This is a genomic window from Corynebacterium matruchotii (assembly GCF_011612265.2).
In the GTDB taxonomy this organism is placed as follows: Bacteria; Actinomycetota; Actinomycetes; order Mycobacteriales; family Mycobacteriaceae; genus Corynebacterium; species Corynebacterium matruchotii.
Genome location: NZ_CP050134.2, coordinates 2,326,337 through 2,349,093, shown reverse-complemented (window position 1 = coordinate 2,349,093; position 22,757 = coordinate 2,326,337). Strand labels below are relative to the sequence as shown.

The 22,757-nt window shown below is 58.1% G+C and carries 16 protein-coding genes and 2 CRISPR repeat arrays; of the genes, 9 read left to right on the top strand and 7 right to left on the bottom strand.

Features of this window, described 5'->3' with window-relative positions; translation table 11 throughout:
* Nucleotides 1-543: 543 nt before the first annotated feature.
* Nucleotides 544-3,548: direct repeats of the CRISPR family, unit length 29 nt; unit sequence GGAACTACCTCCGCGTGCGCGGAGAATAC.
* Between the two features lie 225 nt (nucleotides 3,549-3,773).
* From HBA49_RS10405 to HBA49_RS10390, 4 genes are all read right to left on the bottom strand, one after another.
* Entirely contained in the window at nucleotides 3,774-4,976 is a 1,203-nt protein-coding gene (locus HBA49_RS10405; protein WP_005524652.1) for an MFS transporter, read from the bottom strand.
* A 113-nt stretch (nucleotides 4,977-5,089) separates the two neighbouring features.
* Nucleotides 5,090-6,121, bottom strand: coding sequence for a UDP-glucose 4-epimerase GalE (galE, locus tag HBA49_RS10400; RefSeq protein WP_005524109.1), 1,032 nt, complete (start codon nucleotides 6,119-6,121; stop codon nucleotides 5,090-5,092).
* A 237-nt stretch (nucleotides 6,122-6,358) separates the two neighbouring features.
* Nucleotides 6,359-7,119: a CRISPR direct-repeat array (repeat unit 29 nt; unit sequence GGAACTACCTCCGCGTGCGCGGAGAATAC).
* Nucleotides 7,120-7,695: 576 nt separating this feature from the next.
* Nucleotides 7,696-8,373, bottom strand: a complete 678-nt coding sequence (locus HBA49_RS10395; RefSeq protein ID WP_005524287.1) for an anaerobic ribonucleoside-triphosphate reductase activating protein — start codon at nucleotides 8,371-8,373, stop codon at nucleotides 7,696-7,698.
* On the bottom strand, nucleotides 8,339-10,114 hold the full coding sequence (locus tag HBA49_RS10390; protein ID WP_005524205.1) for a ribonucleoside triphosphate reductase: 1,776 nt from the start codon (nucleotides 10,112-10,114) through the stop codon (nucleotides 8,339-8,341). The genes HBA49_RS10395 and HBA49_RS10390 overlap by 35 nt, the downstream gene beginning before the upstream one ends.
* Nucleotides 10,115-10,569: 455 nt before the next feature.
* Between HBA49_RS10390 and HBA49_RS10385 the strand changes: the two genes are divergently transcribed.
* Together HBA49_RS10385 and HBA49_RS10380 are read left to right on the top strand one after the other, a co-directional pair.
* Nucleotides 10,570-10,968: a hypothetical protein gene (locus HBA49_RS10385; RefSeq protein ID WP_005519553.1), complete on the top strand. Its 399-nt coding sequence runs from the start codon at nucleotides 10,570-10,572 to the stop codon at nucleotides 10,966-10,968.
* Between the two features lie 10 nt (nucleotides 10,969-10,978).
* Nucleotides 10,979-11,926, top strand: coding sequence for a hypothetical protein (locus HBA49_RS10380; RefSeq protein ID WP_005524521.1), 948 nt, complete (start codon nucleotides 10,979-10,981; stop codon nucleotides 11,924-11,926).
* On the opposite strand, the gene HBA49_RS10375 is transcribed toward HBA49_RS10380, so the two are convergent.
* Nucleotides 11,913-12,341 carry a hypothetical protein gene (locus HBA49_RS10375; RefSeq protein WP_005524562.1) on the bottom strand — a complete coding sequence of 143 codons (429 nt, stop codon included), beginning with the start codon at nucleotides 12,339-12,341 and terminating at the stop codon, nucleotides 11,913-11,915. The two genes, HBA49_RS10380 and HBA49_RS10375, sit on opposite strands and share 14 nt — an antisense overlap.
* A 163-nt stretch (nucleotides 12,342-12,504) precedes the next feature.
* Between HBA49_RS10375 and HBA49_RS10370 the strand changes: the two genes are divergently transcribed.
* The 5 genes from HBA49_RS10370 to HBA49_RS10350 all read left to right on the top strand — a co-directional run bounded on the left by HBA49_RS10370 (nucleotide 12,505) and on the right by HBA49_RS10350 (nucleotide 17,013).
* Nucleotides 12,505-13,743 carry a sensor histidine kinase gene (locus HBA49_RS10370; RefSeq protein ID WP_112767109.1) on the top strand — a complete coding sequence of 413 codons (1,239 nt, stop codon included), beginning with the start codon at nucleotides 12,505-12,507 and terminating at the stop codon, nucleotides 13,741-13,743.
* Between the two features lie 2 nt (nucleotides 13,744-13,745).
* Nucleotides 13,746-14,444, top strand: coding sequence for a response regulator (locus HBA49_RS10365; RefSeq protein WP_005524488.1), 699 nt, complete (start codon nucleotides 13,746-13,748; stop codon nucleotides 14,442-14,444).
* 69 nt (nucleotides 14,445-14,513) lie between these two features.
* A complete protein-coding gene (locus HBA49_RS10360; RefSeq protein WP_420888494.1) occupies nucleotides 14,514-15,518 on the top strand; it encodes an ABC transporter ATP-binding protein in 1,005 nt (334 codons plus the stop codon).
* 34 nt (nucleotides 15,519-15,552) lie between these two features.
* Entirely contained in the window at nucleotides 15,553-16,317 is a 765-nt protein-coding gene (locus HBA49_RS10355) for an ABC transporter permease (protein ID WP_005524606.1), read from the top strand.
* Between the two features lie 63 nt (nucleotides 16,318-16,380).
* On the top strand, nucleotides 16,381-17,013 hold the full coding sequence (locus HBA49_RS10350; RefSeq protein ID WP_040431308.1) for a CHAP domain-containing protein: 633 nt from the start codon (nucleotides 16,381-16,383) through the stop codon (nucleotides 17,011-17,013).
* 24 nt (nucleotides 17,014-17,037) lie between these two features.
* Here HBA49_RS10350 and HBA49_RS10345 read toward each other — a convergent pair whose 3' ends face one another.
* Complete coding sequence (locus HBA49_RS10345) at nucleotides 17,038-17,802, bottom strand: DUF1707 SHOCT-like domain-containing protein (protein ID WP_005524030.1); 765 nt, start codon at nucleotides 17,800-17,802, stop codon at nucleotides 17,038-17,040.
* 161 nt (nucleotides 17,803-17,963) lie between these two features.
* Between HBA49_RS10345 and HBA49_RS10340 the strand changes: the two genes are divergently transcribed.
* A complete protein-coding gene (locus tag HBA49_RS10340) occupies nucleotides 17,964-19,043 on the top strand; it encodes an ABC transporter ATP-binding protein (RefSeq protein ID WP_005524121.1) in 1,080 nt (359 codons plus the stop codon).
* A 103-nt stretch (nucleotides 19,044-19,146) separates the two neighbouring features.
* Nucleotides 19,147-21,072: a type I pullulanase gene (pulA, locus tag HBA49_RS10335; RefSeq protein WP_005524137.1), complete on the top strand. Its 1,926-nt coding sequence runs from the start codon at nucleotides 19,147-19,149 to the stop codon at nucleotides 21,070-21,072.
* A gap of 114 nt (nucleotides 21,073-21,186) precedes the next feature.
* Here pulA and HBA49_RS10330 read toward each other — a convergent pair whose 3' ends face one another.
* Nucleotides 21,187-22,680 (bottom strand): MDR family MFS transporter, encoded by a 1,494-nt coding sequence (locus tag HBA49_RS10330; RefSeq protein ID WP_420888495.1) that lies wholly within the window; start codon nucleotides 22,678-22,680, stop codon nucleotides 21,187-21,189.
* Between the last annotated feature and the right edge of the window lie 77 nt (nucleotides 22,681-22,757).

Sequence of the window (22,757 nt, the reverse complement as noted above, 5' to 3'; positions counted from 1 at the left end):
CGTCCTCCCACACACATGACTGGACTCTGTAAATTAAGGGAGACCAAGCTAGATAACACATTCTTTCTGTTTTTTGCATGTTGGTGTAGATGAGTTTTTCCCAGCGGCTGAATAAGCTTCACGTTGGGAGAATGATAACCTGAGATACCATGATGGGGGTGATGCCGATCATTATGGGGTCTTTTGTGAAAGAGCAATAGATATATCCCGTTGGTCGAGGCTAATGGGGCGAGTAACTAGCAGCGCCAACGGCCAGTACAGGTGAGGTATCCGAGGATTACAGTGTCGATGGCGAGCAGTACAGGTGTGATGATAGGAATGTTCTTGCTGCAAAGGGTGGTAGCAACTGCGGCGCTGTATGTGACAATCGCTGCTATATACATAGGTCGCACTTTCATGGTGTTTTCTCCTTTCTCGGGGGTTCTCGTGGTAGGGTGATAGGGCCTCGTTAAGGTATTTTTTAGATCCCTGAGATCACTATGAAGACTATCTTCGTATATGTGGAGAATACTAGCGCATTAGGTCGTTGATATTCACGGATTTGGAACTACCTCCGCACACGCGGAGAATACGCTTGGCCCCGGCTGACATATGCCGTCCAGGTGGAACTACCTCCGCGTGCGCGGAGAATACCATTGGGCATATGCGCGAGCAAAGAGCTCATCGGAACTACCTCCGCGTGCGCGGAGAATACTCCTCGAAACTGGCGCGGAGTTTCTCATCAAGGGAACTACCTCCGCGTGCGCGGAGAATACTCACCGTAGAGGGATTTGCGGAACTCTTTCACGGAACTACCTCCGCGTGCGCGGAGAATACCCCAATACTATGCCGCTTTCAAACAACGATACGGAACTACCTCCGCGTGCGCGGAGAATACACAATCCAAATGAACTCATCATACAAGCATAGGGAACCACCTCCGCGTGCGCGGAGAATACAAAACCCGGGGCATAAACCCCGGGCCTCGCATGGAACCACCTCCGCGTGCGCGGAGAATACTGTGCACAACCGCAGATTTTTGTGACGTTTTTGGAACTACCTCCGCGTGCGCGGAGAATACCGGCCCATTCGTCGGCTTCGCGTTCATTATCCGGGAACTACCTCCGCGTGCGCGGAGAATACCCGCAGAGGTGACTGCTGACCCCCGCACCCTGGGAACTACCTCCGCGTGCGCGGAGAATACCTCAACAAATTCGCGTTCGACCACGGTGCCCTGGAACTACCTCCGCGTGCGCGGAGAATACTCCACCGTGGTGTTAAACCAACCTTTGAGGGTGGAACTACCTCCGCGTGCGCGGAGAATACAAGCCCTCAATCGGGCCGCCGTCATGGGTGGTGGAACTACCTCCGCGTGCGCGGAGAATACGGCACCGGGGCGGCGATGAGTTCGATGCGGTGGGAACTACCTCCGCGTGCGCGGAGAATACGATCTGAGCCTGCGCAAACCCCACCAACAAGGGGAACTACCTCCGCGTGCGCGGAGAATACGTGGGCTTTTGCACCAGGCCAAAACAGCAGTTGGAACTACCTCCGCGTGCGCGGAGAATACGTGGGCTTTTGCACCAGGCCAAAACAGCAGTTGGAACTACCTCCGCGTGCGCGGAGAATACGCTCAGCGGCTTTTGGCGATTCCATGAGCCATGGAACTACCTCCGCGTGCGCGGAGAATACGATGAGGAGCATGTACGCGACCTCATGAACAAGGAACTACCTCCGCGTGCGCGGAGAATACTCACGGGTGACTTGAATCTCCGTTACCATATCGGAACTACCTCCGCGTGCGCGGAGAATACCTCGGACTCCACACCTACCTCCAAATGGAAGAGGAACTACCTCCGCGTGCGCGGAGAATACTCGGCGGGTGTGAGGGGTAGCGCTGGTAGGCTGGAACTACCTCCGCGTGCGCGGAGAATACGTTTACGGGGCCGTGGTTGTAGCGGAGTGCTTGGAACTACCTCCGCGTGCGCGGAGAATACATCGAGCCATGCTAGGCGATGATCTAGCCGCTGGAACTACCTCCGCGTGCGCGGAGAATACTTCAAAGGCGTTTCCGGCCAACTACCGGACGTGGAACTACCTCCGCGTGCGCGGAGAATACCACCTCCGACCGCTCGAACAACTGTTCCAATAGGAACTACCTCCGCGTGCGCGGAGAATACCGCCACGCTAGACCATCTAAACGCGAAAACCCGGAACTACCTCCGCGTGCGCGGAGAATACTGATATTAATGGGGTGCCGCACTACGTGTGGCGGAACTACCTCCGCGTGCGCGGAGAATACCGCAAAAACCGGGACAGAAGGATTCGGGGGCGTGGAACTACCTCCGCGTGCGCGGAGAATACTGCATGATATCAACGATGGTGTTCTCAAACATGGAACTACCTCCGCGTGCGCGGAGAATACGTTGGGGTGCGTGTATACTATGAGTCATAGGGGGAACTACCTCCGCGTGCGCGGAGAATACGCTATCCGTGGCGGGCATGTTTCGGTTGACCAGGAACTACCTCCGCGTGCGCGGAGAATACCCCATAGGACGGGTTCGCCAGGATCCAGGTTTCGAACTACCTCCGCGTGCGCGGAGAATACTAGGCGATGATCTAGCCGCTGGAACTACCTCCGCGTGCGCGGAGAATACATGTGTAAAAGCGTAGCAATTTCCTGATTGGTGGAACTACCTCCGCGTGCGCGGAGAATACTATGGCCGGAGGTATGTTCCAGGGCCAGTACGGGAACTACCTCCGCGTGCGCGGAGAATACACCCAGAAAATCGGGATATGCGGCCACCCGCGGGAACTACCTCCGCGTGCGCGGAGAATACAGATAACAATGCTGCGGCGTGGTAGCCGCCCTGGAACTACCTCCGCGTGCGCGGAGAATACGTAACACCCTCCCCAACGCCCCAAATCGCCTTGGAACTACCTCCGCGTGCGCGGAGAATACATTTGGTTTTGGAAAACCTGCACGTTATCGCGGGAACTACCTCCGCGTGCGCGGAGAATACGGGTCAAACGCCCTGATGGGGACGTGTATAGTGGAACTACCTCCGCGTGCGCGGAGAATACCGCCGGTAGCGCCTTTGAGGGAGAACAGGTGAACTACCTCCGCGTGCGCGGAGAATACGGCACCCCTGGTGTAGGCGCCACCCCTGACATGGAACTACCTCCGCGTGCGCGGAGAATACTCATGCACCCGGATATCGCCCGAACCGATATCGGAACTACCTCCGCGTGCGCGGAGAATACCCGGCGCAACGTTGCGCGATTTTCAGAAGCACGGAACTACCTCCGCGTGCGCGGAGAATACCGCAATGCTTTATCCTCCCAGCATTCCCATAAGGAACTACCTCCGCGTGCGCGGAGAATACACAAGAAACAGTTTGGCGACCATGTGGTGTATGGAACTACCTCCGCGTGCGCGGAGAATACGATTTGCTCAAACATGATGGCATTTCCTTTCTGGAACTACCTCCGCGTGCGCGGAGAATACAATAAGTGTGCGTGCGATGCGGTAGCTGTAGTGGAACTACCTCCGCGTGCGCGGAGAATACCCTAAATGAGCTGGGTCTTTTATAGCATGATTCTCAAAAATGGGCCAAATTTGGCTCTGGAATCTGAAATTTATAGCCGAATTGTGGGGTGAGAATTCTGCCACTGACAATCCTCCATGCCCCGTGATCCTTTATAATCCCGCCAATACATTGCACTGAAGCTTATTCCTCTCGTAGCCATTCAACGCTTAGCGGGAGCATGTTTTCCCAGCAGCTGAGCTTCATTCAAACCGATCCCCCGCGTTTTCGGTTGCCAATCGTTATCGCCAACCCTGTCACTAGGAGGGTGATGGTTGTGGCCCAAATGAGCATGTGTGTGGGTATAGTGGTGGAGAGTTTGGAGAAAACTAGATTCCCGAGCGGCATCACGGCTGCGGAGCTCGTGGTGACGACCGCAATGACGCGGCCTATTTTCTCCCTTGGGATTTCGCGTTGTAGCTGGCTGAAGAGAATGATGTTGTAAACCGTCACGAGTGCGGTAACGATCGTCAGCGAGATAATGGTTGCCCATATCCCAGCGGTAAGACATAAAAGCAAGGCCAGGGCAATTGGTGCCATGAGTTGGCTTGCACGGATACGCCGCAGTTGTACTGCGATGATTGCGGCGGTGAGTGCTGCGGTAACCGCCCCGGCCGCTTCGAAAAAATTCGCAAGCCCGAACATGGATGCTTTCGCACCGGTTTCTGCTATGCGGTTTAACAGAATGAACGTGTTGCTCGGCAGGAGGAAGTTGATACTCAGCGCGCCTAGTACCTCGCCCCGCAGGATCGCATGTTTGGTGATAACGCGAACGTTTTGGAAGAATGTACGTTCCTTTTGCTTGTGTTCGTTGGCCTGGCGTGGTGGGTCCGGTGGGAGCGGAAGCGTGAGGAGAAAGGAGATGATAAAGGAGATGCTGTTTATTATCAGGCTCAGCGGAAAGGCTTCCGAGCCCCCAACCGCGAGTAGTAATGCGCCCAGTCCTGGCCCGGCGGCGCGAGAGGTTTCGCTAAAACCCGTGTAAACGCTGTTGTATCGCTCTAGTCCTTCTGCGGGGACCATCGACGGGATGAGCGCTCGACTGGCCGGTGAATATAAGCTAGCGACTGCTGATGTTACGACGGCAACGACCACCCCGGTGAAAACAACGCTGCTCATCGGCACTAAGAGCAGTACCGCAGCGGCGGCGAGGCAGACCACGGCCGCGGAGACATCGAGTAGAAGAAGCAGGGTTCGTTTGTCGAATTTGTCCAGCCAGAAGGTGGCGGAGATTCCCACGAGAACGATGGTGAAGCCTGCGGCCGCATTCACCCAGCCCACACTGTTATTGCCCCCGGCTTTGCTGACCGCCCACGTCATCACAACGGTGTAGGCGAGTGTGCCGATCCTTGAAAATGTGGTGGCGCCGATCAGCCAGTAGGGCCCAAGTTTCTGTGGTCCGATCGTCATAGGGTAAGGGTAGCCTCGCTGCGGAGTGTGGAGTGGCTTGCTTGCCGGCCCGTTCCGTTGAATGGCGCCCGTCGTGCCATCACCATAAAACCCAAGCCGGGCCGGTGATTGAGTTAACGGTCTTTTGCCGTTGCATTGGCTTGTTCGCGGGCGAGTATGGATGGGAGTTTTTCTGCCCATTTGAGTGAGTCTTTCACCCCGTCGGCGATGCTTAGCTCGGCCCGCCAGTCGAGGAGCCGTTCGGCCTTGGCTGTCAGGGTCGCGCAACCTGCGACGTCGCCGAGCCGTGGGGGTGCGGTTTGGACGTCGAGTGGTTTACCGGTGGCGTCCTTGAATGCGTCGACAAGCTCGAACACTGTTGTGCCTGTTCCGGTTCCAAGATTGATGATGTCGAAGCCGTCGATTGCGGAGCTTGCGATGACCTTGTCGAAGTTTTGGAGGGCTGCCACGTGGGCCCGGGCGAGATCCCAAACATGCACGTAGTCGCGGAGCCCGGAGCCGTCCCGGGTGGGCCAATCAATACCTGTGACGGTGAATACTCCCTCGCTTTGGTATGCTTCGATCATTTTGCCGAGGGCGTGTGTTGGTTTGGGGTCTTGGAGGCCGCTGCGCATGGCCGGGTCGGCGCCGATGGGGTTGAAGTAGCGTAGCGCGATCACGTTCATGTTACCGGTGGCGGCGAAGTCACGCAGGATGCGTTCCAGCATCCATTTCGATGCCGAATAAGGGCTTTGCGGGGCGATTGCTGCGGACTCGTCGACCATGTAGTCATCGCCGGCTTCGTACATGGATGCGGTGGAGCTGAGGATGAACCGGCGGACGCCGAGGGCCGAGAGCTCGCGTAACAGCGTAATAGACTTAGCGACATTGTTTTCGTAGTAGGCCAGTGGTGCGGATACGGATTCCGGGACCACGATTTTTGCTGCGCAGTGGATGACAGCATCAATATCGGGGTGTTCGGACAGGATGCGGCGGATGAGGGTGGTGTCCGCGATGTCGCCCTCGTAGTTCGCGTACGGCCGCGCGAATTCCCGGAGTCCTTTGCTGTAGTCATCCAGGATGACGGGTGTGATGCCATTGTCTGTGCAGCATGCTGCGATGGTAGAGCCGATGTAGCCTGCGCCGCCGGTGATGAGAACCTTCATGAGCTTTCCTTCTGTCGAATGGCCGCCATCGTCAGGCGCGCCCCAGCAAAGATTCTAGACGACGCTGGTTGGTGTGTGTGCCAAGTTGTTAGCTTATCGACGGCCGACCGATCCGGCCCTTACTCAACGTGTGGCCTGGCCAGGTTCTGGAAAACCTGGGTAATTATCATATTGTGGAATTACCTCCGCATACGCAGGAGAATACAAAAAGAGGGAGAAGGTCGATTTCGCTATTAAGGAACTACCTCCGCGCACGTGGAGAATACAAATCATCACTGAAATCTTCAGCACCATCCCAGGAACTACCTCCGCGTACGCGGAGAATACGGTGCAGGCCGGCTACCAAATGGATAATGGCGGGAACTACCTCCGCGTGCGCGGAGAATACGCTATCCGGGGCGGGCATGTATCGGTGGATCAGGAACTACCTCCGCGTGCGCGGAGAATACTGGATGAGAAGGATGAAACACATCTACGGGTGGGAACTACCTCCGCGTGCGCGGAGAATACTCATGGACTTTTTCATGTACGCCCGTGAACTTGGAACTACCTCCGCGTGCGCGGAGAATACTCCCTGCTATTGGGCAAACCCCCTTGCCCGCTGGAACTACCTCCGCGTGCGCGGAGAATACAAGAAGCCTCCGGCACCGAGATCGAGATCAACGGAACTACCTCCGCGTGCGCGGAGAATACCGAAATTCGGCATTGGGCTTATCGGCACCGTGGGAACTACCTCCGCGTGCGCGGAGAATACTCCCTGCTATTGGGCAAACCCCCTTGCCCGCTGGAACTACCTCCGCGTGCGCGGAGAATACAAGAAGCCTCCGGCACCGAGATCGAGATCAACGGAACTACCTCCGCGTGCGCGGAGAATACCGAAATTCGGCATTGGGCTTATCGGCACCGTGGGAACTACCTCCGCGTGCGCGGAGAATACCTACGCAGAGTTGGGGCGTAGATCACGATGGTGGAACTACCTCCGCGTACGCGGAGAATACCTGAATGAGCTGGGCCTTTTATAGCATGATTCTCAAAAATGGGCCAAAATTCGCTCTGGAATCTGGGATTTATGGCCGAATTATGGGGTAAAAATTCTGCTACTGACAATCCTCTACGCCCTATGATCCTTATTCCTGCCCACACTCCCTCCTCCCACGCTTTTCTGCTAACTCCCTCTCATACGTAATACTTCTTGAGTCGGGGCAGGGTGCTTGATGGTGTTTGATCCGCCGATGGCTAGCATCGTCGAAATCGGTATCAGCATCAAGCGGGCTGGCTTGAGCCCTGCCCCAGGGCCTTCAAAACCTGCCCACGCTTCTTCGGTTTTTAGGCTCCAGGTGAGGTTTCGGGCTGCGTTCGGTTGAGGCCGCAACAGTTATACCTTCATTAAGCTATCAGTGTGCCGGACCTTTATACGTTGAGCGAATCAACGTTTCCGTACAAGCATCCCCGCGCAGCACCACTCGCTTCAATGCGGCGTCGCCGCTCCCTCCACGGCATCCCTGCTCCTCCCTACTCCCAACGCTTCCAGATCAACACACCACCACCCTTCCCACCCTAACGCCGACCCTCCATCACACCAGCTGGAATGGGCTGCCGTCGGCGGCCCGGGCCTGCTGGATCACCAGGTCGAATCCTTGTTCGGATACCAGGTGTTGGAGTTCGGGCAGGTGTTGGGAGATGACCGAGTCCCGCCACAGGGTGGTTCGCAGCTGTAGGTCCACGCCGGCGTCGACAAGAAGGTGCAGGCTGTCCCACACCCGACCGCTCACGGTGGCCGCGCACCCGGTCACTTCCGGCATGTGCCGAGGGAGGGCTTTAATGTCCAGACCCACCCAGTCCGGGGTGCTTTCCGGCCGCTCCAGGAGCCGGCCGATTCGCGCCGGACTGTAGCCGCAGGTGTGCAATCCCACTGGTAGGCCGGCGGTTTCGTGCACCGCGGCAATGGCGTCGGCAAGCCCAGGGACGGCGGTGGGCTCGCCGCCGGAGATCACCACGCCGTCGATAAGCGACCGCCTGTCGACGGCTAACGCAAGCGCCTCCGCGAAATCGTGGCTGCCGGCGCCGAACGCCTGCAAGCTGGGATTATGGCAGTAGACGCAGCGCAGTGGGCAACCCTGGGTGAAGATGGTGATGGTGATATTGCCCGGCCAGTCGGTGGCGGAGAACGGAATGATTCCCGCAACCGGCAGCGTGCGAGCCCCAGCCTGGCTGCGGTTACACGTAGGTTTCGCTAAAGTACTGACGCTCATGGAATTCGCCTTTTTTCCCGATGTTGAAGCTTTCGACCGGCCGGAAGTAGCCCATGACCCGGGTCCACATTTCGGTGGTTTGGTCGCAGTGCGGGCAGTGGGGGTGTTCCCCGGAAATATAGCCGTGTTCTGGGCAGATAGAGAACGTTGGGGTGATGGTGATGTAGGGTAGGTGGAAGTTTTCCAGGGCGCGGCGCACGAGCTTGGCGCAGGCCTTGCCGTCGGACATGGCCGACCCCATGTACAGGTGGAGGACCGTGCCGCCGGTGTATTTGCTTTGCAGCTCTTCCTGGTGTTCGAGGGCGGCGAAGGGGTCTGGGGTGTGGGCGACCGGCAGTTGGGAGGAGTTGGTGTAGTAGGGTTCCCGCTCGGATCCGGCGTGGATGATGTCGGGGAATCGTTTGCGGTCTTCCTTGGCGAACCGGTAGGTGGTGCCTTCCGCTGGGGTGGCCTCCAGGTTGAACAGGTGTCCGGTTTGTTCCTGCGCGGCGACGATGAGGTTATTGATGTGGTCGAGCAGTCGGACAGTGAGGGCTTTGCCCTGGGGATCGGTGATGTCGTAGGCGTCGTGGGTGAAGTTCCGCACCATTTCGTTGCAGCCGTTCACGCCGATCGTGGAAAAGTGATTGTCCAGGCTGGGCAGCCACCGTCGCGTGTAGGGGTAGAGCCCGTTGTGTAATTGTTCGGTGACGAATGCCCGCCGGCGTTCGAGCGTGTCCACCCCCAGTGCCACCAGGTTGTCGACGGCGGCCAGGAGCCCGGCTTCGTCGCCGGCGTATTGGTAGCCGAGTCGGGCACAGTTGAGGGTGACCACCCCGATGGAGCCGGTGAGTTCCGCGGAGCCGAAGAGCCCATTGCCGCGTTTGAGGAGCTCCCGCAGGTCAAGCTGGAGTCGACAGCACATGGAGCGGATCATGCCCGGGTCCAGGTCGGAGTTGATGAAGTTTTGGAAGTAGGGGAGACCGTATTGTGCGGTCATGTCGAAGAGCGCTTCGGTGTTGGGGGAGTCCCAGTCGAAGTCTTTGGTGATGTTGTAGGTGGGGATGGGGAAGGTGAAGGGTCTTCCGTCGGAGTCGCCCTCGGCGAGGACGGCCAGGAACGCCCGGTTAATGAGGTCCATTTCGGGCTGGAGGTCGCCGTAGTAGAAGTCCATGATTTCCCCGCCGATGATGGGGGTGTGGTCGCGGAGGTCTGCCGGGCAGGTCCAGTCGAAGGTGAGGTTAGTGAAGGGGGTTTGAGTGCCCCACCGGGAGGGAACGTTGAGGTTAAACACAAACTCCTGCAACACCTGGTACACCTGTTCGAAGGTGAGTTGGTCGATGCGGACAAAGGGCGCCATGTAGGTGTCGAAGGAGCTAAAAGCTTGTGCCCCGGCCCATTCGTTTTGCAGAGTACCTAGGAAATTCACCACCTGGCCGCAGGCAGAGCTTAAATGCTTCGGCGGGGCGGAGGAGACTGTGTTGGGCACGCCCCCGAATCCTTCTTCGATGAGTTGGCGGAGCGACCAGCCGGCGCAGTATCCAGAGAGCATGTCGAGGTCGTGGATGTGGATGTCACCGTCCCGGTGCGCCTGCCCCGCTTCGGGAGAGAATACTTGGTCGAGCCAATAGTTGGCTATGGCCTTGCCGGAGGTGTTGAGGATCAGGCCGCCGAGGGAAAAATCCTGGTTAGCGTTGGCGTTAATGCGCCAATCGGCGTGGGATAAGTATTCGGTGATGCTGGAATGGTCGTAACTCTGCATGGTGAATAAGATTACCGGATCAACACCCGCAAACCACTACATATGTATAGATGAAATATTATTAATCCCATATCTTGTGGTATGGGTGGGTTTGTTCCCGAGTTTCAATCCAGATTTAGTATAAGTGCAATTCGTTACATCGGCGTGTCGGGGTGATTCATGAAACTATTCCCACTGAAGTATCCCGGGGTCACGGATTTCCGCGCCGTCGGGCGTCGTCAAGCGGGAACGGTGCGGGAGGGGGTAAACCTCGCCCGCGGCGAATGACGCTAAACCGCAACTAATATTTCCGTTAGAGATCGTGCTAGCATGCGCATATTTCTTTAAAAGCCGCCGCCCGCACACATTTTTCTTTTGTTTGTTGACCTACCCCCGAATTTTGGGTGCGGTAGCGTTGAGGTATCTTCTAGCTGACTTACACCTCATAAGGGAGCGACAAGGAAAAGAGAATCGGCATGGCTCAGGCATTGATCGAAGGACAAATCGTCATGTACGTGTTCTTTGTGCTCGTTGTTGTGGCGGCGGTTCTCCCTTGGGTCACCGACGACCCCACCCGCCTCAGAGACTCCATTGCCACCCGCTTACGGGTCTCGTTTGTCAGCGCCGGCATCATGACATTTCTCATGCTGTGGATCCATGTTGGCGACGCCTACACCACCCACGGCTACGGCGATAAGGTTTCCTGCAACTACGGCTACCCCAACATGCTGGACACCAGTGTGCAACGCCTCATCGGATCCTACGAATGCATACTCAATAGCAGATTCGCCATAGCGTTGTTTTTCTTGTCAGCCCTCGTGATCCTCATGCTGGAACGCAAAATCCTGCGTTACTTCATTACGCAACGCGGTTAAAGGGGCACCAATGAAGCACAAAATCCTTGCCTTGTGTGGGCTCATTCTGATGTGCTACGCCTGTAGCTTATCGACGGCTACCGCAGCGCCACAGTCCGCCACCACCGATAACGCCGCCATCACTACCGCCGTCAAAACATACCAAAGCGTCCTCGACGCCCAATGGACCAACACCAGCTGCACCCTCTCCCGGTGCCTCAGCTCCAGCAGCAGAATCGTCGGAACCCCCGCCGGCCGGGACACCTTCACCCAGGTGGAGCGCGAAAACCTGAAAATCCGTGACGAACTCCTCGCCGATGGCACCTGGTTCGCGGTCGCAAAAAGCGACGTCACCATCACCCAAGCCACCCCCCAACCCGATGGTAGTGCCTTCGTCATCGCCACCATCACCACCACCCTCACCGAGGGCGGCAAAGACGGCAAACCCACCCCCGGGAACCTGAGCGACGCCCACACCATCACCCTGAAGCAGGTCGACGGCAAATATTACGTCATGGCCGACATCCGCAATGATTCCGGCTCCACCTCATTCCTGAGCTCCATCACCATCAAGGGCCAGATCGTTACCTATGTGTTCATCGGCCTGGTGGCGCTCGCCGCCCTCCTGCCGTGGCTCGCAGCCTTCCGCGGTCGCGGCAAACACCCCATCGAAAACAAACTCTTCGTCTCCCTCACCAGCACCCTCGTCATGACCTACATGTGGTGGCTCACCCGTAACCATGCCCACGTCACCGGCGTGAACGGTGCCCGGCGCGTCTGCAAGGGCAGCTATTCGTTCATGCTGAACCCCCGGGTGGCGAAGATTCTCTCCTGGTCGAACGACTGCATCACCCACAGTTGGGTTGCCATGGTCCTCATCACCGCCGCAGCCCTTGCGCTCCTCTTCCTGGAATTATGGGTGACCCGCCGCTATATCGCGGCGCCCAGCGTCGCAAAGCGGGCGGCTAGGCGGCGGTAGTGATCGTCACCGCCGGCACCCCCGAATGCTCGTCGGCGATTTCAAACCCGGCAAACCGAGGGTGATCCCCCAGCCGCTTATTCGCCTGGAGGCTGTGGGCGATCCACAGGAGCTCGCCGGCCGAAAACGATGTTCGGTTCGTCGCCATGATCTCCGCCCGGATGTCCACCGAAAAGAGACCGTCGGCCGTCGGGTCCGGCCGGAGCACCGCGTCCGCGTGGGCGAGGTTTTCGCACGGCAATAACTCATCCAGGCTGGATATCAACGCCGAATATTCGAACGCCACCTTGGGGTTGTTCATCACAATCTCGTCGTGTGGCCACGCCGACTTGTTGACCCTGGACACCTCGGTGACGAACTGTTCCAGCGACAGGTATCGCCGCGACCCGAATTCCCACCGTATATCATCCAACATGGGGACCTTCCTTAAAACCGTAAAAACTCGTGATTCCTCCCCATTGTTCAAGGAAAGCCGGTGAAGCCGGGGAGCAACTCGCGGGCGGCCGCGAAAAATCATGCCACAAACCAATACCCCAGCATGATGTGTGATGGTTTGCGCCTTATTAACCTCAACAGTCATGACTGTGCATAAACGATGGCTCATCCCGTTTACCGAGGAGCTGGTGACCTGGCGCCAATATGTTTTTATCGCGTTGATGATTGTGCTCATTTTGATTATGGGGGTGGGTGATTCTGAGGCTCGGGAACTGATTTACCCCGCTTCTGTGGCCACGTTGGTTGTTGTCATGGAGGTCATTGGGTTTGCCCTGTTGGCCTTGGGGTTGGTGGTGCAGCTCACCCGGTTTGAGTTGGGATTAGGTCTTGTGGGCCTGGGGTTGTTTTGTTCATCGTTTGCGGTGTTTCCTATACAATTCGTTGCCTATCCGATTGTGTGCTATCAAACTGCGGTTGCGGCTGCCCGGCTGAATTTTCGCCGTCGTCTTTGGCTCACCATCATTATTGTTGGCAGCCTCTACGCCAGCGCATATATTTTGATCGTTCCCGAACTGTTCCAGGGCAAGAGCAGGCTGCACTGGTGGCAGACGCTGCACCTCTACAACGTCATTCTCATCATTGGTGCCGTTATCGTTGGGGTCCTGGTCACCATTGGGTTTTTCTGGCTGGTCGGCTCCGGGATTCGCCGCCGCTATCAGCGCATGCAGGATCTCGAAGCCAGGGCCGACTATGCCGTGGTTCAGGAGCGCAACCGGATCGCCCGCGAAATGCACGACATTATCGCCCACTCGCTCACCGTCATGATCGCCCAAGCTGACGGCGGGAAGTTCGCCGGCAAAAAGAACCCGGACATGGCGATCACAGCCCTCGACACCATTGGGGATGTGGGCCGGTCCGCCCTAGCCGAAATGCGCCAACTCCTCAGCGTGCTGCGGGAAACCGAAACCCCGGAACGCAGTCTTGCCACCACCCCCGGTGTGGCCGGTATCGGTGATCTTATTAAAGAGACCCGGCGCGCCGGGGCGGAGGTGGACTACACGGTGACCGGTACGCCCCATGTGGTGCGGGAATCGTTGGGGTTGAGCGTGTTCCGCATCGTACAGGAGTGCCTCACGAATGCCCTCAAGCATGGGAGTGCGAACATTATCATGTCGCTTGACTGGTTGTCGGACCGGTTGATTATTGTGGTGAAAAATGACCTGGGTGGGGGGTTGGTGGACCCCCAGCAGCTTGCCGACGTTCCAGGTGGTCGCGGCCTTATTGGTATTGCGGAGCGGGCCAAAATTCATGGTGGTGCTGCGCATTGGGGGCCGCATGCTGGACAATGGGTTGTGGAAGTCACTCTACCGTTAGGAGAATAATGATGTTTACCGTTGGGCTTGCCGACGATCAGCAGTTGGTGCGGGCCGGGTTTTCCATGGTGTTGGGCTCCCAGGATGATATTGAGGTGGTGTGGGAGGCGAATAATGGCCGGGAGGCCGTGATGTTGGCGCAAAGACAGCCGGTGGATGTGATTCTCATGGATATTCAAATGCCGGTGGTCAATGGGATTGATGCGACGAAGGAGATTGTGGCGCAGCGGCTGCGGGGCCCGGCGGGGGAGCTCACCCGCATCGTGGTGTTGACCACGTTTGATACGGATAATTATGTGGTGCAGTCGATTGAGGCGGGGGCCAGCGGGTTTTTGTTGAAGGATACTTCCCCGGAGGAGTTGATTTCGGCGGTGCAGAGTGTGGGGGAGTCGTCGGCGGTGATTAGCCCGGCGGCGACGGCAACCCTGTTTAAGCGGTTGCGCACCCATATGGCGCCGACGGTGGATCCGATGGTGGCGCTGAATCGGGGGTTGGTGGAGCCGTTGACGCATCGGGAGGCGGAGATTTTACTGCTGATTGCCCGAGGGTTGTCGAACACGGAGATTGCCGACCATTTGGTTATTTCTCTGCCGACGGTGAAGACCCATGTGGGGCGGGTGTTGGCGAAGACCGGGTCGCGGGATCGGGTGCATGCGGTGCTATATGCGTTTGACCGGGGGGTCATACCCAAAAATGAGACCGGGGCATGATGTAGCACGGGGGCCATGGTGCCACAATAGGAGGCATTGGCGATAACGCAACAGGGTTTTAACAGAAAGGTGGTTGTTGTGATTATTGTGGAGGGCCTCAGTAAGAAATATGGTTCGAAACTTGCGGTGAATAATGTGAGTTTCACCGTGCCGGACGGCCAGGTGACGGGGTTTTTAGGCCCTAATGGTTCCGGCAAGTCCACGACAATGCGGTGCATGTTGGGTTTGGACGCCCCCACCCAGGGTCGGGTGATATTCCGTGGTGAGTGTGGGGGGAAGGCTTATGATGACGAGTTCGCTAAGCTGCGCAATAAGCCGGCGGTGGCTGGCGCGATTTTGGATGCTGGGTGGTTTCACCCGAACCGGAGTGGCTGGAACCATTTGCGGGTTATTGCCCGCGGCGCCGGCATTTCCGACGATCGGGTGGAGCAGTGCCTGGCGGTGGTGGGTATGACGGAGGCCGCTAATCAGCGGATTGGCGGCTATTCGTTGGGCATGAAGCAGCGCATGGGGGTGGCGACCGCCTTGTTGGGGGATCCGCAGCACCTGATTTTGGATGAGCCCATCAACGGCCTGGACCCGGAGGGGGTGAGTTGGATGCGGCGCACGATCCGCACCCTGGCGGAGCAGGGGAAAGCGATCGTGGTGTCGTCGCATTTGCTTGCGGAGATGGAGCAGACCGCGGACCGGTTGGTGGTGATCGGCAAGGGCACCATGATCGGTGAGTATTCGATGGCGGAGTTTTTGGCGGACGGCACGATCGTGGAGGTAGAAACCCCCCAAGCGGACGAGTTGCAGCAGCGGTTAGCGGAGCGGGGGTTGACGGCAGCCCACCATAGCACGAACGCGCTGGCGGCGCAGGGTGTGTCGGTGGTGCGAGTGCCGGTGCCTGCCGACCACGACGACATGAAATTGCGCACAATCATCGCGGAGGTGGCGTTGACGAACAGCATTCTGGTGGTGGGCATGGCCACCCACCGGGAGAATCTGGAGCAACGATTCCTGGAGGCAACAAAGAACGTGCAGGAATACCACACAGATGATGCGGTGGCCGCCCCCGCCCCCACGAACTAAACCATTCACTTACTCAAGAAAGAGCATTATCATCATGTCTGCTTTTTTCAACGCTGTGCGTTCGGAAACCCTAAAATTCACGTCCCTCACATCCTTCTGGGTGTATCTGGCGGCGCTTATCGCCAGCCTGGTCGGCCCCATTTTCATTTACACCATGTTTGCCGCCGGGCCGAAACCGGTGGGGTGGGATGTGGTCACCATGGGTGGACCGGTGTTTACCCTGATCGCCACCGTGTTTATGGCGTCCGCGGTGGCCGGTGAGGTAGAGACCCGCATGAACGCCCACGCGTTTTTAACCCAAGACCGCCGCGGCCTGTGGCTGGGGGCCCGCATCCTGGTGGCCATGACCATACTCCTGGCCGCCTACATTGCAGCGATGGTCTTGACGATCCTAGTGCTGCTGGTCATGGGCCTGAACCTGGACCTGTCGAACCTGGTGCCGTTGTATTCCAGCGTGGGGAGCTTGATTATGGTGGGCCTGTTGACGGCTGGGGTTTCGGGTATGCTCGGCTCCCGGCTGGGTGGGATGACGCTCATGGTGTTGTGGAACATGATGCTCACATCTTTGGTGAGCTATGCCGCCCACATGTCGCCGAAGCTGGTGTTCCTGTGGTTGTTGGAGCCAGCGAACCGCATGGAACAGTTGGCGAACCAGCTGGTGCACACGTCCGGGCTGCCATCCGGTTGGGATTTGGCCAGCATGCAACCCATGGTGTTTAACATTGGGGTGATTCTCGTGTGGCTTGTGGGCATGGTGTTTGGGGCGTTTGTGGTGAATGCGCGCCGGGATGTGCGTTAGATGTGCTACCGATTGTTACCCGCAATGGGGTAGTGGCCTCGGGTGCTGGTACGTTCGTATTTTATGGAGCAACAACAAAAGCGTGCAAAACCGTATAAGTTGATTATTGCCTGCATCATGCTGGTGGGGTTCGTGGCGGTGGGTGCCGTGGTTGCTTATAAGTGGCAGCCGATCATGCACAAGGTGCGGTCCGCCACGAACACGTCGGATATTGATCGGACCCGGGGTGAGGCAGAGTTTCCACAGGTTGATACGTCACAGTTAAGCCCGGTGCGGCAGCGGATTTTATCATTGGCCAAAACCGAATTTGAGGCACAAAATAAGGGCACGAAATACAGTGAGGGCACCGAGGAGGCATGGTGCGCGGATTTCGTGAGTTGGGTGATGCGGGAGGCGGGGGCGCCGCTGAAAAACGGCAACACTGGCGGGTGGCGGATTCCCGGCACGTTCACGTTGCAGGAGTATTACGAGTCGATTGGGAAGTTCCAGAAGGCTGGGAATGGATACCAGCCCAAGCCGGGGGATGTGGCCATGTATAATGGTTCGCCCATTTTCGGTGACCACACCAATATTGTGGTGCAGAATAACGACGGGGCGTTGGTGACCGTGGGCGGCAACGAGGACGGCCGGATCCGCGTGTATAACAACACGAAGAAAGATTACGACGGCCTACTGGGGTACGGTGTCGTGGACTAAGCGACGCTAGCTTTTCGACACCGGCTAGACGTGCACCACCTTGATCTCTATCTCGCTGAGGGCATTCGTGCCGGTGAGAATGAGGGTTACCGGTGGTGTGGGGTTCGCCTGGCCGCTGCCGGTGTTGGTGGCGACCGATGAATAGTCGGTGGTGGTTTCCGCAAGAATATCCGTAATGTTATTTTGTATTTGAAACTGGTCTGGGACGATGAGTTTTAGGGCGGCCATCACCAGCGTGATTTTTAATTCCACCTGGGGGCTGGTGAGGATAACATTGGTGAAGTCGAGAACTAGTTCGGAGCACACCCCGGTGACGGAGTGAGTGGGGCCGCATGTCCAGGTCCCATACCGGTCGGTTTCGCTAAGAAAAGCGCTGGTTTTCATGAGGGCCTGCCCTGCCGAATTAGTGGGCACCAACCATCGTGCCTGGGTGGGTATGTTCGCCACGGCGTTGGGGGTGGGGACCGCTAACGCATTCGACGCGGCTTGTTGCCCTTCGGGTGGCGCGGAGTGGATTTTGTCTACCTCGTCCGGCATGATCGGCTGCGGGAATCGAGCGGACACCTGTTCGAGGAAGTTATCCGCGTCGGGTGCGGGAAGATGCGGCCCCAAATCAAGGTCGGCGACCAGGGGCTTGAGCTCGTCCCGGTAGGTGGCACCCAGGGCCGTGTTACTGCGCTCCGTGTATTCGGCGAAGTCGAGTTGGCCGTCGTCAAACGCGAACCGGAGGGCGTTAGCAATCGTTGATCGTTGGAAACCGCTGGCGCGTTTACGGATGTCATCACTCATAACTAATTTTATCTCTCAATATTTTGTGAAAACACGACAAATTCATCTTACTCTGATTAAATAGAACATAGTCGTAATCCTGCGGCGATAAGCTCCCGGATAATACGGGAGACTTCCACTCGGATCGTTCGGCACGTACCTGCCGATGGAGGATTTTTATTATGGCATCTGTGACCTATGAAGCCGTCACCCTGGTGTACCCCAACGCCAAAGCCCCTACTGTTAATAATTTTGATCTGGAAGTCGCCGATGGCGAATTCCTAGTGCTCGTTGGCCCGTCGGGTTGCGGCAAGTCCACAACCCTGCGCATGCTGGCTGGCCTGGAGGACGTGACCGCCGGCCGTATCCTGATTGGTGACACCGATGTGACGACCGCGCCGCCGAAGGAACGCGATATCGCCATGGTGTTCCAAAACTATGCGCTCTACCCTCACATGTCGGTGCGGGAAAACATGGGGTTTGCCCTCAAGATTGCGGGCATGCCCAAGGATCAGATTGATAAGCAGGTTGAGACCATGGCGAAGCGCCTGGACCTGCTGCCTTACCTGGATCGTAAGCCGAAAGCGCTCTCGGGCGGCCAGCGGCAGCGTGTGGCCATGGGCCGCGCTATTGTGCGGAAGCCGAAAGTGTTCCTCATGGACGAGCCGCTTTCGAACCTGGATGCGAAACTGCGGGTGCAGACCCGTACCGAAATCGCCGCCCTGCAACGCGAACTCGGCGTCACCACCCTCTATGTGACGCACGACCAAACCGAGGCGCTCACCATGGGCGACCGCATTGCCGTGCTCAATGGCGGCATTCTGCAGCAGGCCGGCTCCCCCCGCGAGCTTTACGACGCCCCCCAGAATGTGTTTGTGGCCGGATTCATTGGCTCCCCCGCCATGAATCTCCTCGAATGCACCAAGGACGAAGACCACATCGCCCACTACGGGGATGCCCGCATCCCGATCCCCGCCGTGTCCGAAACCGAAGTGACCGTGGGCTTCCGCCCCGAATCCATCGAATTGGTGTCGGATTCCGAACCGAACACCATCCCCATCAAACTCGATTTCGTGGAGGAGTTGGGCTCCGACTCCTACCTGTATGGGCACATCACCGGCACTCCGGAAGATTCCACCCAGGTGGTGGTTCGCACCTTGCCGAACAGCGCGCCGGCGCCGGGCTCGGTGTTCCACGTTCGGATCAATCCGGATGAACACCACGTGTTCGCCACCGCCACCGGGGAGCGCCTACCGGTCTAACCCCCAGCGGTTTTCGGGCATACTCGCGCACATGCCGGCGGGAGGGGTAGCCTCGTACTGATTACCCCCGCTATCCGCATCACGGCAGAAAGGAGTCTCGGGTATGCCCCGCTACACCATTGGCGAACTGCACTCTCCCGAGTTTAATAACCGGTACTTTTTCGACGGCACCCTAGGCGCATTGCACGCAGCCGACGGCACGACGTTTCGGCTGTGGGCGCCGACCGCCTGGCGGGTGGTGCTGAACGTGCACTCCGGTCCCGCCGCGGGAACCTACCCCATGACCCCCGACCAACCCCATCCGGGGGTGTGGGAATGCCGGTTGTCGGGTGACCAGGACGGTGCCGAATACACCTACACATTGGTGTTCGAAGCCGGCGGTTCGGGGACCGAGTCCGTTGATCCCTATGCCCGCGCGGTCACCGCCAACGGGCAGCGCGGCGTCGTAGTGAACGTCGACAAGCTTTTGGGGCAGGCCACCCGCATGCCTAGCTTTGGGTCGGCATCGGACGCCATCATCTACGAACTGCACGTCCGCGACCTCACAATCGGCCCGGGAAACGGCATCACCCACAAGGGCAAATTCTTGGGCCTCACCGAGGCCGGCACCCGCACCGCCGCCGGGAATCTTTCGGGCCTGGACTACATTGCCAGCCTGGGGGTCACCCACGTGCAGCTACTTCCCGTTTTTGATTTCGGTTCGGTCGACGAAACCGGGGACCTGCGGTTCGGCGCCCAATACAACTGGGGGTATGATCCGGTGCACTATAACGTGCCGGAGGGATCCTATGCTACCGACCCCACCGACCCCACCAGTCGCATTCAGGAGTTCCGGCAGCTCGTGGATGCGTTTCACGCCCGCGGGATTCGCGTCATCATGGACGTGGTATACAACCATGTGTACGACGCGGCGGATTCCCCCTTGGAACGCACTGTTCCCGGCTACTATTTCCGCATGCGGCCCGATGGCGGCTTCTATAACGGCACCGCCTGCGGCAATGAAACCGCATCCGAGCAGCTCATGATGCGGAAATTCATTGTCGACTCCATCACCTATTGGGCCACCACCTTCGGCCTCGACGGGTTCCGGTTCGACCTCATGGGCATTCACGATGTGGACACCATGAATGCGGTGCGGGCCGCCGTGGACGACATCGACCCCGGTATCATTCTCCTTGGCGAGGGCTGGGATTTGGGCCACCACCCGGACGGAGTGGTGCCGGCCCACCACGGCAATAGCCGACTCATGCCGGGGGTGAGCTCGTTCAACGATTTCTACCGGGACATCATCAAAGGCTCCAACTTTATCCTCTCCGACCCGGGCTTCGTGTCCGGCTGCGTCGGCAGCTATGATTGCGTGCAATCCAATGCGGGGGCGTTATATGATGCCCTATTGGGAACACCCGCGAACCGGAGATTCGCCTCCGCCGCCCAATCGGTGCTCTATAACGAGGCGCACGACAACTGGACCATGTTCGACAAGCTGCGCGGCACTTACACACTCATGTGGGCGCGGGAACCCGATATCGCCAAACGCCACATTCTGGCCACCGGCACCCAATACATTGGTCGGGGAGTGGTATTCATCCACGCCGGCCAGGAGTTTCTGCGCACCAAAAACGGGGTCGAAAACTCCTACCGTAGCCCCGACTCCGTGAACGTGTTCGACTACGATCGGGCCGGCAGGTTCGCCAATGAGGTGCGCTACTTCAAAGACCTGAATGCGTTCCGGAAAACCTGGCCCTGGCTGCGGGAATCCGACTATGAAGTGATTAAGGCCTCGGCTCAACTCATCACCGCAAAGGGCCTGCATCTAAGCTACCGGGTGGCTGGCGCGTTCGGGACCGGCCGGGATGCCCTGGTCATGATCAACGCCAACTATTCCTCCTGGCACCACCCCCTGCCGGCCGGCACCTATAAGGTGCACATCAACGACGGTGTGGTGCATTTCGACCCGAAAGCGCAGGAGATCAATAAGAAACTCGTGGTGCCCCCACTCCGGTTGGCGGTGGTGGAGCACATTAACTAGGGCAAAGCAAAAGCGTCGAAAAGCTTCGCGCGGGTGTAGTAGTAAGCTTTTCGACGCCCTGTTAGCTCAATTGTACGTATCCCAGCCCCGAGGAGACATGGGATTTGTCACGAATTATTCGGCGGTTTCCAACTTAGCCCGCAGCGGCACCTCCTTGATGAACATGACCGTCACAAACCCGGCGGCGATCATGGGGATGAGCAGCAAAAACACCGGTGTCAGCGCATCGTTATAGGCGCCCACAATCACGTCGTGGATCGCATCCGGCAGCTGGTTCACCCGGGCCGGGGTGAGCGAATTCATATCCATTTTCCCGCCACCCATTGCGGAGGCCACGGCCGGGCCCAAAGCGGACATACGTTCGCCCAGCAGATCCGTCAGCCGGGTCGTGAACTGGGCGCCCACAAACGCCCCACCCAGGGAAGCGCCGATCTCGCGGAAGAAGTTATTCGACGCCGTGGCCATGCCCACCTCATGATCGGAGAAGGAATTCTGCACCACAAGCACCAGGATCTGCATGCCCAACCCAATGCCGGCACCCAGCAGGAACATATAGCTAAGCAGCACCCACAGCGGGGTTTCGACCGTGAGGGTGGACAACAGCCACAGGCTGATCGCTAACACCACCATGCTGGCGATCGGCATCCACTTGTATTTACCGGTCTTCGAAGCGAGTGCCCCCGTGGTCATTGCCATGCCCATCAACCCGACAACCATGGGGAACATCATCAACCCCGAACCGGTCGCATTCACCCCGGTCACCATTTGCAAATAGGTGGGCATGTAGGCCAGCACTCCGAACATAGCGATGCCGATAAACAGCCCGGTGATAGTGGCCAGCACAAAGTTTCGGCTTTGAAACACCTTCAGTGGAATAAGCGGATCCGTGGCCGTCGCCTCCGCCCACACAAACAGGGCAGAGAACACAATGGCGGTGATAATGAGGTTAATGATCGTGGCGGAACCCCACTCGTACTCCACCCCACCCCAGGACGCAATAAGAATGATCGAGGTCACGGCAACCGCCATGGTGAGCGTGCCCCACACGTCGAACGTGAACTTGGTGTCATGCTTGGGTAGCTTTAACACGGTGGCCGCAATGATAATGGCGATTATCCCGATGGGCAGGTTCATCCAAAATACCCAACGCCACCCGATGCTCTCGGCGAACCAACCACCCAGCACGGGGCCGACCACACTGGACAGGCCGAACACGGCCCCCATCACACCCATGTATTTGCCGCGGTCCCGGACGGGAACAATGTCTGCAATAATGGCCTGCGACAAGATCATGAGCCCGCCGCCGCCCAGGCCCTGCACCACGCGGGCAATAATAAGCCAGGTCATATTGGTGGCGAACCCACCAATCACCGACCCGATGAGGAACACGGTGAGCGCCCCCAAGAAGAGCGTTTTCCGGCCCATCATGTCGCCTAATTTGCCGTAAATCGGCATCATAATGGTGACGGCCACCAGGTAGCCGGTGGTCACCCACAGCATGTGGTTCACCCCATCGAGCTCACCCACAATGGTGGGCAGCGCCGTGGAAAACACCGTCTGGTCTAACGCCGACAAAAGCATCGACACGATGAGTCCGGCGAAAACCATGAATATTGTGCGCTTATTCGCATCCTGGCCGGTAGGGGATTGCGGCGGCACCACCGGCTGAGGCACGTCTTCTGTTG

What these genes read in the sequence shown, in the direction of transcription:
- HBA49_RS10405 (WP_005524652.1), bottom strand. Translation starts at nt 4,976, where the DNA reads ATGACGATCGGACCACAGAAACTTGGGCCCTACTGGCTGATCGGCGCC.
- galE (WP_005524109.1), bottom strand. Translation starts at nt 6,121, where the DNA reads ATGAAGGTTCTCATCACCGGCGGCGCAGGCTACATCGGCTCTACCATC.
- HBA49_RS10395 (WP_005524287.1), bottom strand. Translation starts at nt 8,373, where the DNA reads ATGAGCGTCAGTACTTTAGCGAAACCTACGTGTAACCGCAGCCAGGCT.
- HBA49_RS10390 (WP_005524205.1), bottom strand. Translation starts at nt 10,114, where the DNA reads ATGCAGAGTTACGACCATTCCAGCATCACCGAATACTTATCCCACGCC.
- HBA49_RS10385 (WP_005519553.1), top strand. Translation starts at nt 10,570, where the DNA reads ATGGCTCAGGCATTGATCGAAGGACAAATCGTCATGTACGTGTTCTTT.
- HBA49_RS10380 (WP_005524521.1), top strand. Translation starts at nt 10,979, where the DNA reads ATGAAGCACAAAATCCTTGCCTTGTGTGGGCTCATTCTGATGTGCTAC.
- HBA49_RS10375 (WP_005524562.1), bottom strand. Translation starts at nt 12,341, where the DNA reads ATGTTGGATGATATACGGTGGGAATTCGGGTCGCGGCGATACCTGTCG.
- HBA49_RS10370 (WP_112767109.1), top strand. Translation starts at nt 12,505, where the DNA reads ATGACTGTGCATAAACGATGGCTCATCCCGTTTACCGAGGAGCTGGTG.
- HBA49_RS10365 (WP_005524488.1), top strand. Translation starts at nt 13,746, where the DNA reads ATGTTTACCGTTGGGCTTGCCGACGATCAGCAGTTGGTGCGGGCCGGG.
- HBA49_RS10355 (WP_005524606.1), top strand. Translation starts at nt 15,553, where the DNA reads ATGTCTGCTTTTTTCAACGCTGTGCGTTCGGAAACCCTAAAATTCACG.
- HBA49_RS10350 (WP_040431308.1), top strand. Translation starts at nt 16,381, where the DNA reads ATGGAGCAACAACAAAAGCGTGCAAAACCGTATAAGTTGATTATTGCC.
- HBA49_RS10345 (WP_005524030.1), bottom strand. Translation starts at nt 17,802, where the DNA reads ATGAGTGATGACATCCGTAAACGCGCCAGCGGTTTCCAACGATCAACG.
- HBA49_RS10340 (WP_005524121.1), top strand. Translation starts at nt 17,964, where the DNA reads ATGGCATCTGTGACCTATGAAGCCGTCACCCTGGTGTACCCCAACGCC.
- pulA (WP_005524137.1), top strand. Translation starts at nt 19,147, where the DNA reads ATGCCCCGCTACACCATTGGCGAACTGCACTCTCCCGAGTTTAATAAC.
- HBA49_RS10330 (WP_420888495.1), bottom strand. Translation starts at nt 22,680, where the DNA reads ATGGTTTTCGCCGGACTCATCGTGTCGATGCTTTTGTCGGCGTTAGAC.